This window comes from Sphingomonas sp. AC449 (genome assembly GCF_979253475.1).
Genome location: NZ_CEEDCZ010000004.1, coordinates 166,793 through 181,966 on the forward strand (window position 1 = coordinate 166,793; position 15,174 = coordinate 181,966).

The window sequence follows — 15,174 nt, forward strand, 5'->3', positions numbered from 1 at the left end:
CTCCGTGGTTGATCGCGCGGAGATAGGGTTTAAGGCCCGTCGCGGCAAAGAGCTTCCCCGAGGAAACCGCACGCATGACCATCGCCATCGCCCCCCGCTTGCGGAAAGTCCGCATCCTCGCGACGCTTGGACCCGCGAGCAGCACCCCCGAAATGATCGCGACGCTGTTCCGTACGGGTGCGGACGCGTTCCGCATCAACATGAGCCACGGCGACCAGCAGTCGAAGATCGCGGTCATCCAGGCGATCCGCGCGCTCGAGGCGGAGTTCGGTCGCCCCTCGACGATCCTCGCCGATCTCCAGGGGCCCAAGCTGCGCGTCGGCAAGTTCGACGGCGGCCGCACCGTGCTCGAGACCGGTTCGACCTTCGTGCTCGATCGCGACACGACGCCGGGCGACGCGACGCGCGTCGAGCTGCCGCATGACGAGATCTTCGCCGCGATCGAGCCGGGCGCACGGCTGCTGCTCGACGACGGCAAGCTCGTGCTGCGCGTCGTCTCGCACAGCCCGCGCGAGATCACGACGCGCGTCGAGGTCGGCGGTGCGCTGTCGAACAACAAGGGGCTGAACGTGCCCGACGTCGTGCTGCCGATGGCCGCGCTGACCGAGAAGGATCGCAGCGATCTCGACTTCGCGGTCGACCAGGGCGTCGACTGGATCGCGCTCTCGTTCGTCCAGCGCCCCGAGGATCTCTGGGAAGCGCGCAAACTGATCGGCGGCAAGGCAGCCCTGCTCGCCAAGATCGAGAAGCCCGCGGCGATCGAGCGGCTCGAGGAGATCGTCGAGGCGTGCGACGGCGTGATGGTCGCGCGCGGCGATCTCGGCGTCGAGATGCCGCCGCAGGCGGTGCCGCCGCTGCAGAAGCGCATCGTCGAGGTGTCGCGGCGCATGGGTCGCCCCGTGGTGGTCGCGACGCAGATGCTCGAATCGATGATCACGTCGCCGTCGCCGACGCGCGCGGAAGTGTCCGACGTCGCGACCGCGGTCTATGACGGCGCCGACGCGATCATGCTGTCGGCCGAGAGCGCGGCGGGTGCGTGGCCGGTCGAATCGGTGGCGATGATGGATGCGATCGGCGTCTCGGTCGAGGCCGACCCGGAACATGGCGACCGCATGCACTTCACCGTGATGAAGCCCGATCCGACGACCGCCGACGCGCTCGCCGAGGCCGCGAAGAACATCGCCGCGACGGTGTCCGCGGTGGCGATCATCTGCTTCACGACCTCGGGTTCGACCGCGCGCCGGATCGCGCGCGAGCGGCCCTCGGTGCCGCTGCTGGTGCTGACCCCGAACCTCGAGACGTCGCGCCGGCTCGGGCTGTTGTGGGGCACGCACGCGGTGCACACGCGCGACGTCGAATCGTTCGAGGACATGGTCGCCAAGTCGAAGCGCATGGCGCTGCGCCACGGCATGGCGAAGGCGGGCGACCGCGTGATCGTCCTCGCGGGCGTGCCGTTCCGCACGCCCGGCTCGACCAACGTGCTCCATGTCGTCCGGATCGTCGGCGACGAGCTGAAGGGCCACCACTCGCAGGTCTGAGGCGGCTCCCCCCCAAAGCTCCCCCCTAGCGCTCACTCGCCAAATCCGCGATGGCTGACAAAAGGACCGGACGGGGGAGCAACCGCATGACGCTACGGGAAAAGATCGGCTGGGGCGCGATGAGCCTGCTCGGGGCGTGCGCGCTCGCGGTGGTGGCGTTCCAGCGCGGCGAGCAGGTCAACGCGCTGTGGATCGTCGCCGCGTCGGTCTCGGTCAACCTGATCGCCTATCGCTTCTACGCCCGCTATATCGCGCGCAACGTCATGCAGCTCGACGCGACGCGTCCGACCCCGGCGATCCGCCGCGCGGACGGGCTCGATTATGTCGCGACCGACCGCAACGTCCTGTTCGGCCACCATTTCGCCGCGATCGCCGGTGCCGGACCGCTCGTCGGACCGGTGCTCGCCGCGCAGATGGGTTATCTCCCCGGCACGCTCTGGATCCTCGCCGGCGTCGTGCTGGCGGGCGCGGTGCAGGACTTCATGATCCTGTTCATCTCGATGCGCCGCGACGGCCGCTCGCTCGGCGAGCTGATCCGCATGGAGATGGGCGCGGTGGCCGGCACGATCGCGCTGATCGGTGCCTTTGCGATCATGGTCATCATTCTCGCGGTGCTCGCACTGATCGTCGTCCGTGCGCTCGCGGGCAGCCCCTGGGGACTGTTCACCGTCGCGGCGACGATCCCGCTCGCCTTCGCCATGGGGATCTACACACGCTGGATCCGCCCCGGCCGGATCGGCGAGGTCTCGATCCTCGGCGTCATCGGGCTGTTGCTCGCGATCGTCTATGGCGGCCAGGTCGCCGAATCCGCGATCTGGGGCCCGTTCTTCACGCTGACCCCGGTGCAGCTGTGCGTCCTGATGGTCGGCTATGGTGCGGTCGCGTCGGTGTTGCCCGTCTGGTTGCTGCTCGCGCCGCGTGATTACCTCTCGACCTTCCTCAAGATCGGCGCGATCGTCGCGCTGGCGATCGGTATCGCGGTCGTCGCACCGCCGCTGCGCATGCCCGCGCTGACCAAGTTCATCGACGGCAGCGGCCCGGTCTGGTCGGGCGGGCTGTTCCCGTTCCTGTTTATCACCATCGCGTGCGGCGCGGTGTCGGGCTTCCACGCACTGATCGCCAGCGGCACCACGCCCAAGCTGATCGCCAGCGAGGGTGACGCGCCCTTTATCGGCTATGGTGCGATGCTGATGGAAAGCTTTGTCGCGATCATGGCGCTGGTCGGCGCGACGATCCTCGATCCCGGCATCTATTTCGCGATGAACAGCCCCGCCGCGGTGCTCGGCACCGATGCCGCGTCGGCAGCCGCCGCGGTCACCAACATGGGCTTCGCGATCACCCCCGACGCGCTGGCGCAGGCGGCGCGCGACGTCGGCGAGACGACGATCATCAGCCGCACCGGCGGCGCGCCGACGCTGGCGGTCGCGATGGCGGAGATTTTCAGCAACCTGATCGGTGGTCAAGCGATGAAGGCGTTCTGGTATCACTTCGCGATCCTGTTCGAGGCGCTGTTCATCCTGACCGCGGTCGATGCCGGCACGCGCGCCGGGCGCTTCATGCTGCAGGACCTGATCGGGCTCGTGGTGCCGTCGTTCCGCAATGCCTCGGCGATCGGCCCGGGCATCATCGCGACCGCCTTGTGCGTGACCGCCTGGGGCTTTTTCCTCTACCAGGGCGTCACCGATCCGCTCGGCGGCGTGAACACGCTGTGGCCGCTGTTCGGGATCTCGAACCAGATGCTCGCCGCGGTCGCGCTGATCCTGGCCACGGTCGTGCTGTTCCGCATGAAGCGCCAGCGTTATGCCTGGGTGACGATCCTGCCCGCCGCATGGCTGTGCCTGTGCACGATCACCGCCGGGCTGCTGAAGCTGTTCTCGAGCGATCCGAAGGTCGGCTTCCTCGCGCATGCCTCCAAGTTCGCGGACGCGGCGGCGCGCGGCGAGGTCCTCGCCCCCGCCAAGACGATGGCGGAGATGCAGCGGATCATCTTCAACGACCGGATCGACGCCGCGCTGATCGCGCTGTTCCTCGGCGTCGTCGTCTCGATCCTCGCGTTCGGCATCCGCACCTGCCGCGCCGCGCTCAAGGTCGATCACCCGACCGTCAGCGAGATCCCGCCCGCAATGGTCCCCGCGGAATGACACGGTCCTTCCGCACCGTCCTCGCCCGCGTGCGCGAAACCGCGCTGATGATGGTCGGCCAGCCCTCCTATGCCGCCTATCTCGAGCATATGGCGCAGCATCATGAGGGGCACCCGCCGATGGATGCCGCGGCGTTCTTCCGTGACCGCGAACAGGCGCGCTACGGCGGCAAGGGCGGCGGTCGCTGTTGCTAGAGGCGCGTACCGCCGTCGCCGCGCTTCGCGCCGCGACCGCGCCCGATCATGACCGCGTCGATGCGGCCTATGGCGCGTTCGATCTCGCCGACCGGATCCGTTACGCGGTCTTCCTGCGCGCCCATGCCCGCGCGCTGCCCGCCGCGGAAGCCGCGCTGGCCGCACGACCCGGCCTGCCCGACTTTCGCCGGCGAGCGCCGCTCCTCGCCGACGATCTTGCCGCGCTCGGCGAGCCCGCGCCGGCACCGTTGCGTTTCGCGCTGCCCAAGGGCGAGGCCGCCGGCTGGGGTGCGCTGTACGTGGTCGAGGGATCGCGGCTCGGCGGGATCATGCTTGCCCGATCGGTCCCCGCCGATCTGCCCGCCGCCTATCTCGGCGCGCGGCATCGTTCGGGCGAATGGCGCACGTTGCTCGCGGCGCTCGACGACGCCGCCACGCGCGCCGGCACCGACCGCTGGATCGACGAGGCGATCGCAGGCGCCCGCGCCACCTTCGACCTCTACCGTCGCGCGGCATGACCTTGCCTCGCCATACACAGTAAATCGATTAACATTGTATAGATAGTCATAGTCTATCGGAAGTTTTGGCTCCGACTCGGATCAGTATCCGCCCCGGCTATCGACAGCCGTTCATTTCGGTGCAACCTTCGACCCGCCCATCACGGAACCGAAGATCATGCACCAAACCGGTAAAACGGTCGTCATACTGGGCGCGGGGATCAGCGGCCTCGTCGCGGCGAAGGTGCTCGCCGATCAGGGCTGGCGGGTCACGCTGCTCGAACCCGCCGCGATGGCGGGCGGAAACCAGCGATCCCGCACGATCGGCGACTTTACCTTCGACATCGGCAGCTTCATCTTTTTCGACGACGGCGCGTTCTTCCGCCTGTTTCCGGAGGCCGGGCGCACCTGCCAGCCCGTCGCGATCGCCGCGACGCGGATCACCCCGACCGGCCGCATCCACGCCTATCCGATCTCGATCCGCGACGACGTGCTGCGACAACCGATCACCGCGATGCTGCTCGATCTGGCATCGCTCCTCTACGCGCGCATCGTCTCGCACAGGCCCGTCAGCGCGGGCTCGTTCGCACGCTATTATCTCGGTCGCCGGCTGTTCGTCCGCACCGGGCTGTCGAACTACATCACCCGGATGTTCGGGATCGCCGCGGACGACATCGACTACGCCTTCGCCGAAAAGCGCATGGCGTGGATCGCGCGATCGGCCCGGATCTCGAGCCTGACCGACCGCCTCGTTCGCAAACGGCGCGCGGCGTCACGGCCCGCAGCGCGTCCGGTCGTGCGCCCCCGCGCGGGCTTCGAAGGTCTTTTCGCCACCGCAATCGCGCAGTTGCGCGACACGGGCGTCGACGTCCGCTTCGATGTCGCGCTCGCCGCGATCGACGGGAGCATTGGCGCGATGGCGGTCCATACCGATGGCGATCCGCTGACCGCGGATCGGGTCGTGTCGACATTGCCGCTCAACCTCACCGCCGGGCTTTGCGGTGTCGCGCCCTCGCCGACGCTGCAGTCGGTCACGCTGCTGACGCTGTACGTCAGCTTCAAGGGCGAGTTGGGCTTCGCCAGCGGCATCCTCTGCAATTTCTCCAACGACGGCGCATGGAAGCGGCTGACGGTCCATTCGCGCGTCTATGGTCAGGTCGATGGCTATGACTATCTCGGCGTCGAGGTCCCGCTCACGTCGGGGGACGCCGATGCACAGGCCGCGTTCGAGGATTTCGCCGTGCACATGCGCCGGTCGCGTCTGCTCGATGGCGACGCGCTGCTGGTCGGGCATGACGTGACGCCGGGTGCCTACCCGATCTACCGACGCGGCGCATCGGACGAATCCCGCCGGTTGATCGAGGAGATCGAGGCCCGGGGCGTCGACCTTATCGGGCGGCAGGGACGCTTCGACTATCTCCCGACGAGCTCCGCCGCCGCAAAGGAGGCGCGGCATTTCGCCGCGGCGATCGCCGGCGCCGACCCTGCCGGCGGCACGGCCGTCGCCCCATAGCACGCCCTCGCTCCCGACCGCCAACGGCCCCGGCTCAGTCCTCGATCGGCGCGGTCATGATCACGCGCAGCCCGGGCATGTTGTCGCTCGGCTCGATCGTACCCGACAGGCGCGCGACGACGGCGTTCATCATCCGGCTGCCGAACCCCACGCGCGTGCCCGTCTTGCCGCCGCCGCGGTCGGCGACGATAAGACGGATCTTGTTGCGATGCTGTTCGAGCGCGATCAGGATCGGGCCGGGCGCCCCCCCATAGGCGTATTTGCTCGCGTTGATGACGAGCTCGGTCAGGATGAGCCCGACATTGACCGCGCGGTCGGTGGGCATCAGCACGGGCGCGAGATCGAGCCGCATCTGCGCCGCCCAGTCCTGGCCGAGCGTCCCCTGCATGTCGACCGCGAGCTCCTCGAGATAGCGCGCCAGATCGACCGACTGGACCTGGTCGTCATGGTATAGCCGACGATGGACCAGCGCCACCGCCGACAACCGCGCCTGCGCCTCGGCGAGGTGCGCGGTGACATTGGCGTCGCCCGCGGTCTTCGATTGCAGCGCGAGGAAGGCGGACACCATCTGCAGGCTGTTCTGCACGCGGTGATTGACCTCCTTCATCAGGACGTCCTTCTGCTCGATCAGCCGGTCCTTCTCCGCCAGCGTGCGTTGCAGGTCGCGGTTGAGCATGCGCATCCGGTGGCTCGAATACGCGTCGTGGAAGGTCCGGCGCAGGCGATACGCCGCCTCGACCTCCTCCAGCGACCAGCGCCGCGACTGGCCGCGCACTTGCTCGGTCCAGGAGGCGAACGACGTGCGCGGGGTCAGCTGCGCGTGCGGATCATGCGAGACCGCCTTGTGCGGATTGCCCGCCCATTCGATCTTGGTCACGCGCTCGGCGCGGAACCACAGCAGCGTCGCGCCCTCGTCGATCAGCGGCATCGCCAGCACGCCGCTCGCCATCGCACGATAGCGTTCGGCGGGGGGATACAGCGTCGACAGCTGATGCGTGGCGACGGGGTCGCCGGGACCGCGGCGGCTGACCCACTCGACGAGATCGAGCACGTCCGCGTCGCTCGGGCAGTTCCCCGTCGAATCGACGCGCATGTCCTGGACAAACGCGAATCCGTCCCCGCCCAGCATCCGGCACAGATCGTCGCGGACCGCGGCGACGGTCTGCGCCGTGCGCCCCTCCGACGTCATCTTGAGCACGACCGCATCCTCGGCCGACCGCAGCCGCAGCCGTTCGCGATAGCCCTCGGCTTCCTCCTTGGCGCGGATCTGCCGCGCGAGGCTGCTCGCCAGCGTGCTCGCCGTCGCACGGACATCGGGTGCCATCCCGCGCGGCGTCATGTTGTGACAGGCGATCATGCCCCACAACAGCCCGTCCTTGACGATCGAGATCGACGCCGACGCCGCGACGCCCATGTTGGTCAGATAGCGCAGATGGATCGGCGACACGCTGCGCAGCGCGACGTCGCTGAGGTCGAGCGCCTCGAAGCCCGCCGGGCGCAGCACCGCCGGCGCGTAGATCGCATGCGGGATCGCGCGCGTCCGGTTGCGGATATACAGCGCGCGCGCCTGCTTCGGGATGTCGGTCGCGGGGAAATGATGATGGAGAAAACTGTGCAGCGCGGGGTCGCGCTCCTCAGCGATCACGCGCCCGGACTCGTCGTCGAGAAAGCGATACACCATCACCCGGTCGAACCCGGTCAACGTCCGGAACGCTGTCGCCGCCTGTTCGCACAGCGCCTGGAGATTGCCCGCGCGTTCGAACGCGCCTGCCATCGAATCGAGCCAGCCGAGCACGGTCGCCGCACTCGCGGGCGCGTGCGCCGCCGGCTCCAGTTCGACCAGCACATGATCGTCGCCGCCGTGCAGCACCATGTGGAACCGCTCGGCAGTCCCCGGCACCAGCGCACCCACCGCCGCCCCGGTCATGCTGCCGCGTCCCGGCAGTTCGGCGAGCAGCTGGCGGATGTCCTGCCCGATCACGCTGACGAGGTCCGCGCCCAGCCAGTCCCTGGTCAGCCGTCCCTCGATGTCGCCTGCGCCAGCCACGATCTGCAGCGTTGCGGCATCGGCGACGAGCAGCAACCCGTGCGGCTGGACGGCGCCCGGGATATGGATGGGCTCGCGGTCGCAGTCCGTCAGGTCTATCGCGGTATCGGTCATGAAGGCGGTACTCATTTACTCGCCCGATCATGTCGCCCCGAGGCGCGAAAAGCAAATTCGCGTCGCGCGCCGCGGCCACGCGGACCGCAGCCGCGCGTCAGGCGCGCACGGCGTCCCGGTCCGCCGTCTGCGCGGTGCGGTCCGCTGTATCAGCGTAACGCCGCGCGATGATTGCACATGCGACGAGCTGGATCTGGTGGAACAGCATCAGCGGCAACAGGATCACGCCGACCTGCGCCGCGGGGAACAGCACGCCCGCCATCGGCACCCCCGACGCCAGGCTCTTCTTCGACCCGCAGAACAGCAGCACGATCGCATCCTCGCGCGGCAGCCGCATTACGCGTGCCATCGTCAGCGTGAGCGCCAGCACGATCACCAGCAGCGCACAGCTCAACAGCCCGATCAGCATCAGGTCGCCGACCGACACCCGGCTCCACAGCCCCTCGACCACCGCCGCGCCGAACGCGCCATAGACGACGAGCAGGATCGACCCGCGATCGACGATCGTGAGCATCGCCTTGCGCCGCGTGACCCATGCGCCGATCCATGGCCGCAGCAGATGCCCGGCGAGGAACGGCACCAGCAGCTGGAGCACGATCGCCTCGATGCTCTCGATCGACATCCCCCCGGCATTCCCCGCATTCCGCATCAGCAGCGCGACCAGCGCGGGGGTGATCACGATGCCAAGCAGGTTGGAAAAGGATGCGCTGCACACCGCGGCGGCGACGTTGCCGCGCGCGATCGCGGTAAAGGCGATCGACGACTGGACCGTCGAGGGCAGCAGCGTCAGGAACAACAGCCCCGTCGCCATCCGCTCGTCGACGAACGGCAGCGCGGTCAGCCCGAGCCCGAGCGCGGGAAAGGCGATGAACGTCACCCCCAGCACCGCGAGGTGGAGCGGCCAGTTGCGCAGCCCGTCCCAGATCGCCGCGCGCGACAGTTTCGCGCCGTGGAGGAAGAACAGCAGGAAGATCGCGACGTCGGCGACATAGCCGACGATCGTCGCCGCCTGCCCCCGCGCCGGCACCAGGCTCGCGAGCACGACGGTACCGAGCAGCATCAGGATGAACGGCTCGAAGATCGATAGAAAGCGCCGGATCACGGATTCGCCGTCACATAGGCCTCGAGTGTCGCCAGATGCCCGGCGATCGCCTCGTCATCGAGGAAGCTGCCGAGAAAGCTGTTGCGCGCCAGCGTCACGACCTGCCCGCGCGACAGGTTGCGCGCGCGCGCGGTCTGCCGGTAATTCTCGCCGATATACCCGCCGAAATAGGCCGGGTCGTCCGAATGGATCGTCGCGCGCAGCCCGAGATCGAGCATCCGGTCGATCGGGTGATCCTCGATCCGGTCGACGTTGCGCAGCGCGACGTTCGACAACGGACACACGGTCAGCGTCATCGCCTCGCGCGCGAGCCGCGCGACCAGCACCGGATCCTCGAGCGCACGGTTGCCGTGATCGATCCGGTCGACGCGCAGGATGTCGAGCGCCTCGTGGATATAGGCGGGCGGGCCCTCCTCGCCGGCATGCGCGCACAGCAGCAGCCCGGCGTCCGCCGATGCTTCGAACACGCGCGCGAACTTCGACGGCGGATGTCCCATCTCGGACGAATCGAGCCCGACGCCGATCATCTGGTCGAGCCAGGGCTCGGCCTGTTCGAACGTCCTGAACGCATCCTCCTCGTCGAGATGCCGCAGATAGCTCATGATCAGCCCGACGCTCATCCCGTGCTTCGCCCGCGCCGCGTCGATCCCCGCGAACAGGCCGTTGGCGACGACGTCGAACGGGATACCGCGATTCGTGTGAGTCTGCGGATCGAAGAAGATCTCGGCATGGACGACGCCGTCCTGCGCGACCCGGTCGAAATAGGCGAGCGCCAGATCGTGGAAATCCTCCTCGGTCTGCAGCACCGCCGCGCCCGCATAATAGATGTCGAGGAACGTCTGGAGGTTGGTGAAGCTGTAGGCGGCGCGCACGTCCTCGACGCTCTTGAACGGGATCGCGACCTTGTTGCGTTCGGCCAGCGCGAACATCAGCTCGGGCTCGAGGCTGCCCTCGATATGCAGGTGCAGTTCGGCCTTGGGCAGGTTGGTGATGAAGTCGTCTGTCATGCTCGATCCCGTCGCGATATGCGTCACCGCGCAACCATTCCGCGCGTCGCGCACTTTGCGCAAGGTCGAAACCCGTTGCATGACATCTCTGTCACGGTACCGCGGACCGGCTATTGTCGCCTCATACCGATCACGCGAAGGACTCCATCGATGCCCACAGGACTGCTCGCACTGCTCGACGACATTGCCGGGATCACCAAGCTCGCCGCGGCGAGTCTCGACGATATCGGTGCCGCGACCGGCAAGGCGGGCAGCAAGGCGATCGGCGTGGTGGTCGACGATGCCGCGGTCACGCCGCGCTACATGGTCGGGTTCTCGCCCAAGCGCGAATTGCCGATGATCGGCAAGATCGCGCTTGGCTCGTTCCGCAACAAGCTGCTCTTCATCCTCCCTGCCGCGCTCGCGCTCAGCGCGTTCGCGCCCTGGGCGCTGACCCCGCTGCTCATGATCGGCGGCACCTATCTGTGCTTCGAGGGCGCGGAGAAGATCCTCGAGGCGTTCGGCGGCGGGCATGCCGAGGCGGAGGAGGCCGCGCCGACCGACGCGAAGGCGCTGGAGGAGCAAAAGGTCTCGGGCGCGATCCGCACCGACTTCATCCTGTCGGCCGAAATCATGGTGATCGCGCTGTCGGACGTCGCCGCCGAACCGATCTGGGAACAGGCGATCGTCCTCGCGCTGGTCGGCGTCGCGATCACGATCCTCGTCTACGGCGTCGTCGCGCTGATCGTGAAGATGGACGATATCGGGCTGCACCTGGCCGAGCGGAACGGCGCGGTCGTGCAGTCGATCGGCCGCGGGCTCGTCAAGGGCATGCCGGTCGTCATGTCGGTGCTGTCGGTGGTCGGCACCGCGGCGATGGTCTGGGTCGGCGGGCAGATCATCGTCCACGGGATCGAGGATTTCGGGCTGACGACGATCCCGCACTTCATTCACGACGCCGCCGCGGGCGCCGCCGCCGCGGTGCCGGTCGCCAAGGGCGTGGTGAACTGGGTGGTCAACGCCGCGCTGTCGGGCGTGGTCGGCCTGATCCTCGGCGGCGCGATCGCGCTCGGCCTCCACGCGGTGAAGAAGCCCAAGGCGCACTGAGCGGCAGGGCGGCGCGGCGGCGCGCGGCCGCCCCCTTCCGTCATCCTGACGAAAGTCAGGATCCAGAGCCAGGAACGTCAGCGTCCGTTACCCTGGATCCTGACCTTCGTCAGGATGACGGCGTAGGGGGAACAGCCCCCGGCAACCCGTGAGCCGCCCTATTTCCCGGTCCACTTGTCCATCCAGCCGATCACCTCACCATACCATTGCAGGCTGTTCTTCGGCTTCAGCACCCAGTGATTCTCGTTCGGGTTCACCAGCAACCGCGACGCAATCCCGCGCCGCTGCAGCGCGGTGAAGCTCGCCAGACCCTGCGTATACGGGATCCGGAAATCCTTCTCGCCGGTGATCACCAGCATCGGCGTCTTCCAGTTGGCGACGTAGTTCACCGGGTTCCATTTCTCGAACGCGGCGGGGTCCTCGTAATAGGTCTTGCCGCCATGCTCCCACTCGTCGAACCACAGCTCTTCGGTCTCGTACGCCATCGCGCGCGCATCGAAGACGCCGTCATGCTGGACGATGCACTTGAACCGGTCGGGCCACTTCCCCTCGATCCAGTTCATCATATAGCCGCCGTATGACGCGCCGAGCGCGCACGCCCGGTCACCATCGAGCCAGCCGAACTTCGCGGTCGCCGCCGCCAGCCCCTTTTGCAGGTCCTCGAGCGGCCAACCGCCCCAATTGTTGCTGATCGCGTCGGTGAAGGCCTGGCCGTACCCCGTCGATCCGTGGAAATCGACCGCGACCAGCCCGTAGCCCGCGCCCGCGAACACCGCCGGGTTCCAGCGATAGGACCAGCTGTTGTTGCTCGACCCCTGCGGCCCGCCATGCACCATATAGGCGACCGGGACCTTACCCGTGCTGCCGTACGGCTTCACCGCATAGCCCCAGACGGTGTCGTCGTTCGCGCCCTTGAAATTGAACCGCGTGACGCTCGGCATGTCGATGCCCGCGAGCTTGGCTGCGTTGACCGACGTCAGCCGCTCGGGCTTCGGCATCCGCTTGCCCTTCACCGCCAGCGCGTAGAAATCGTCGGGTGCGATCAGGCTGCTGATCGCGACGACCACGCCCCTCGGCGTCGGCACGACCGCGCCGACATGCCCCTCCTGCGTCAGCCGCGTCACCGCGCCCGTCGCAGGGTCGACCGCGAACACCGGCGTCTCCTGCGTGTCGTCCGCGGTGACATAGATCCGCTTGCTGTCGGGGCTCCACGCGATCGACGCGACCGACCGATCCCAGGCTTGCGTCACCGCACGCACCTGCCCGCTCGCCAGATCGCGCGTCATCAGCACTTGGCGATCCGCCTCGAACCCGGCGCGCGCCATCGCGAACCAGGCGAGCGTCCGGCCATCGGGCGACACCGTCGGCAGGTTGTCCATGCCGGTATTCGCCGCCGTCAGATTCACCGGCGCCGCGGAGCCGTCGGCCGGTACCGAAAAGATGTCGAGATTGGTCGAAGTCGCCTCGATCCGCCCTGCCTCGCGCAGCGCGAAATACAGCATCCTGCCATCCGCGCTCCACGACACTTCCTCGCCGCCGCCGAACGGCTTCGACGGCGCATCGCCGATCAGCGCGCCCGTCACCGCGACGCCGTCGCCGACTGCGCCCGCAGCCGTCAGCGGCAGCACGAACAGCTGCGACCGGTCGCCGTTCGACCATGTGTCCCAGTGCCGCACAAACAGCTGGTCATAGGTCCGCCCCGCCCCGGCATTCGGGTCCGTCTTGACCATCGCGGGCGCAAGGCTCGGCGCGCCGGGCTTGCGATCCGCCCACACGACCAGCTTGTCGCCGGTCGGCGCGACCTTGAACCCGCCAAAGCCGCCCGCGAAGTTCGTCAGCTTGCGCGGCGTGCCGCCGGCGATCCCGATCGACCAGACCGCGTCGCCGCCGCCCTTGTCCGACTGGTAATAGACGGTCGCGCCATCGGCGGAGAACTGCGCGCCGGTCTCGTTCACATCGGCCTCGGCGATCAGCGGCTCGGGCCTGGCCCCCTTGCGGGTCAAGTCGAGCCGCCACAGGTCGAACCGGCCGAGATCGGCGGCAAGATCGGTCTCGCGCTGTTCCCAGACCAGCCAGCGACCGTCCTTCGACACGGCGGGCGAGGACACGCGCGACAGCTTGACGACATCGTCGATGGTGAGCTGGCGGGCGGTGGCGGGGGCGCTTGCAAGAGCGAGCACGGCGAGGCTTGCGGACAGCAGGATCTTCATGCGCGTCTGCATAGAATGCTTGCACGATCGCACGCAATCGCCACGTCGTCGCGCACGATGTCGCGCAAATCCTCCTTCCCGCCCGTGGCCGCCGCCGATGCGCGGCTGCTCGTCCTCGGCAGCCTGCCCGGCGACCGCTCGCTCGCCGAAGCGCGCTATTATGCGCATCCGCAGAACCAGTTCTGGGCGCTGATGTCGGGGGTCGTCGCGCGCGACCTCGTCGCGCTGGCCTATGACGAGCGGCTGGTCGCGCTGCGCGATGCGCGCGTGGCGCTGTGGGACGTGATCGGGTCGGCGCACCGCATCGGCAGCACCGACGCCGCGATCCTCGATGCGCAGGACAATGCGGTCGCCGACCTCGTCGCGCGCCTGCCCGACCTCCGCGCGATCGCGTTCAACGGTGTCACCGCGTTGAAGCTCGGCCTCAGACAGGGGCTCGCAACGCTCGGCCCGCAGATCGTCGCGCTGCCGTCGAGCAGCCCGCTCCACACGATCGGCCGCGCCGCCAAGCAGCCCGCCTGGGACGCGCTCGCCCCCTTCCTCGCCGTGCCTCGCTAGATCCGCACCGCGCCTGCCGCACGCACATCGGCGATCGTCGGCCAGCCATTCACCGCCATCAGCAGATCGGCCTCGGCCAGCAGACAGCGCAGCACATGCGCCGCCCCCGCCGCCCCATCGAGCGCGAGGCCATACGCATAGGGCCGCCCGACGCCGACCGCGCGCGCGCCGAGCGCGATCGCCTTCACCACGTCGCTGCCCGACCGGATCCCTGAATCGAACAGCACGGGCACCTCGCCCGCCGCCGCGACCACGTCCGGCAGCATGTCGATCGCCGCGATCCCGCCATTGGCCTGCCGCCCGCCATGGTTCGAACAATAGATCGCATCTGCTCCCGCATCGATCGCGCGCCGCGCATCGTCGGGATGGCAGATCCCCTTCAGGATCAGCGGCAGCGTCGTCAGCGAGCGCAGCCACGCCATGTCGTCCCAGGTCAGCACCTTGCCGAACACGCCCGCCCATTGCCGCACCGCCGCCGCGCCATCCTCCTCGGGCGGCTTGGCGAGCATCGCGCGGAAGACGGGATCGGAGAAATAGTTCATCAGCACCGCGCCGCGCAGCTGCGGGAAGTTCGCGACGTTCAGGTCGCGCGGCCGCCATCCCGTCACCCAGGTGTCGAGCGTGACGACGATCCCCTTATACCCCGCCGCCTCGGCGCGGCGGACCAGGCTCTCGGCGAGCGCCTTGTCCTTGGGCGTGTAGAGCTGGAAGAACCCCGGCGTCTCGCCCAGCGCCCCCGCCACGTGCTCGAGCGGATCGTTCGACAGCGTCGACGCCATCAGCGGCACGCCCGTCTCGGCCGAGGCGCACGCGGCAGCGAGATCGCCGTGCCCGTCCTGCGTGCAGATACCGATCACCCCGACCGGCGCCATGAACACCGGGCTCGGCAGCCGCATCCCGAACAGCTCGATCGACAGGTCGCGCTTGCTGCAATCGACCATCATCCGCGGCGTCATGCCCCAGTGCTGGAATGCGTCGGCATTGTTGCGTTGCGTGAATTCGTCGCCGCAGCCGCCCTGGACATAGCCCAGCACCGATGGCGGCATCGCCGCGCTCGCACGCTGTTCGAGCGTCGCATAATCGACCGGCAATTTCGGCACCACGCCGCTCAGGCCAGCGTTGTAGATCGCGTTCTGGTAATCGCCGTAATGCGGCATCGCGCTGTTC

12 protein-coding genes are annotated in these 15,174 nt (G+C 68.3%); 7 read left to right on the plus strand and 5 right to left on the minus strand.

Annotated elements, in window-relative coordinates:
- Window positions 1-74 precede the first annotated feature (74 nt).
- The 5 genes from pyk to AC0CH3_RS09490 all read left to right on the plus strand — a co-directional run bounded on the left by pyk (window position 75) and on the right by AC0CH3_RS09490 (window position 5,883).
- Window positions 75-1,538 (plus strand): pyruvate kinase, encoded by a 1,464-nt coding sequence (pyk, locus tag AC0CH3_RS09470; RefSeq protein WP_333995962.1) that lies wholly within the window; start codon window positions 75-77, stop codon window positions 1,536-1,538.
- A gap of 86 nt (window positions 1,539-1,624) precedes the next feature.
- Window positions 1,625-3,679 carry a carbon starvation CstA family protein gene (locus tag AC0CH3_RS09475; protein ID WP_354303342.1) on the plus strand — a complete coding sequence of 685 codons (2,055 nt, stop codon included), beginning with the start codon at window positions 1,625-1,627 and terminating at the stop codon, window positions 3,677-3,679.
- Window positions 3,676-3,873 (plus strand): YbdD/YjiX family protein, encoded by a 198-nt coding sequence (locus AC0CH3_RS09480; protein WP_354303343.1) that lies wholly within the window; start codon window positions 3,676-3,678, stop codon window positions 3,871-3,873. The genes AC0CH3_RS09475 and AC0CH3_RS09480 overlap by 4 nt, the downstream gene beginning before the upstream one ends.
- A complete protein-coding gene (locus AC0CH3_RS09485; protein WP_354303344.1) occupies window positions 3,867-4,391 on the plus strand; it encodes a biliverdin-producing heme oxygenase in 525 nt (174 codons plus the stop codon). Before AC0CH3_RS09480 ends, AC0CH3_RS09485 begins: the two co-directional genes overlap by 7 nt.
- Window positions 4,392-4,548: 157 nt before the next feature.
- Entirely contained in the window at window positions 4,549-5,883 is a 1,335-nt protein-coding gene (locus AC0CH3_RS09490; RefSeq protein ID WP_354303345.1) for a protoporphyrinogen/coproporphyrinogen oxidase, read from the plus strand.
- Between the two features lie 34 nt (window positions 5,884-5,917).
- Here AC0CH3_RS09490 and AC0CH3_RS09495 read toward each other — a convergent pair whose 3' ends face one another.
- The 3 genes from AC0CH3_RS09495 to AC0CH3_RS09505 all read right to left on the minus strand — a co-directional run bounded on the left by AC0CH3_RS09495 (window position 5,918) and on the right by AC0CH3_RS09505 (window position 10,153).
- The gene (locus tag AC0CH3_RS09495) at window positions 5,918-8,059 is read right to left on the minus strand and encodes a histidine kinase dimerization/phosphoacceptor domain -containing protein (protein ID WP_354303347.1); all 2,142 of its coding nucleotides are present in this window, start codon (window positions 8,057-8,059) and stop codon (window positions 5,918-5,920) included.
- An 82-nt stretch (window positions 8,060-8,141) separates the two neighbouring features.
- Entirely contained in the window at window positions 8,142-9,143 is a 1,002-nt protein-coding gene (locus AC0CH3_RS09500; RefSeq protein WP_457325964.1) for a bile acid:sodium symporter family protein, read from the minus strand.
- Window positions 9,143-10,153, minus strand: a complete 1,011-nt coding sequence (locus AC0CH3_RS09505) for an adenosine deaminase (RefSeq protein WP_354303351.1) — start codon at window positions 10,151-10,153, stop codon at window positions 9,143-9,145. Before AC0CH3_RS09505 ends, AC0CH3_RS09500 begins: the two co-directional genes overlap by 1 nt.
- Window positions 10,154-10,303: 150 nt before the next feature.
- On the opposite strand from AC0CH3_RS09505, the gene AC0CH3_RS09510 reads away from it, so the two are divergent.
- Window positions 10,304-11,239: a DUF808 domain-containing protein gene (locus AC0CH3_RS09510; protein WP_465237802.1), complete on the plus strand. Its 936-nt coding sequence runs from the start codon at window positions 10,304-10,306 to the stop codon at window positions 11,237-11,239.
- A 158-nt stretch (window positions 11,240-11,397) separates the two neighbouring features.
- Here the strand turns inward: AC0CH3_RS09510 and AC0CH3_RS09515 are convergent, their stop codons facing one another.
- The gene (locus AC0CH3_RS09515) at window positions 11,398-13,449 is read right to left on the minus strand and encodes a S9 family peptidase (protein ID WP_354303354.1); all 2,052 of its coding nucleotides are present in this window, start codon (window positions 13,447-13,449) and stop codon (window positions 11,398-11,400) included.
- A 57-nt stretch (window positions 13,450-13,506) separates the two neighbouring features.
- On the opposite strand from AC0CH3_RS09515, the gene AC0CH3_RS09520 reads away from it, so the two are divergent.
- Window positions 13,507-14,007, plus strand: a complete 501-nt coding sequence (locus tag AC0CH3_RS09520; RefSeq protein ID WP_354303356.1) for a DNA-deoxyinosine glycosylase — start codon at window positions 13,507-13,509, stop codon at window positions 14,005-14,007.
- Here AC0CH3_RS09520 and AC0CH3_RS09525 read toward each other — a convergent pair.
- A complete protein-coding gene (locus tag AC0CH3_RS09525) occupies window positions 14,004-15,164 on the minus strand; it encodes an alpha-hydroxy-acid oxidizing protein (RefSeq protein WP_354303358.1) in 1,161 nt (386 codons plus the stop codon). The two genes, AC0CH3_RS09520 and AC0CH3_RS09525, sit on opposite strands and share 4 nt — an antisense overlap.
- Between the last annotated feature and the right edge of the window lie 10 nt (window positions 15,165-15,174).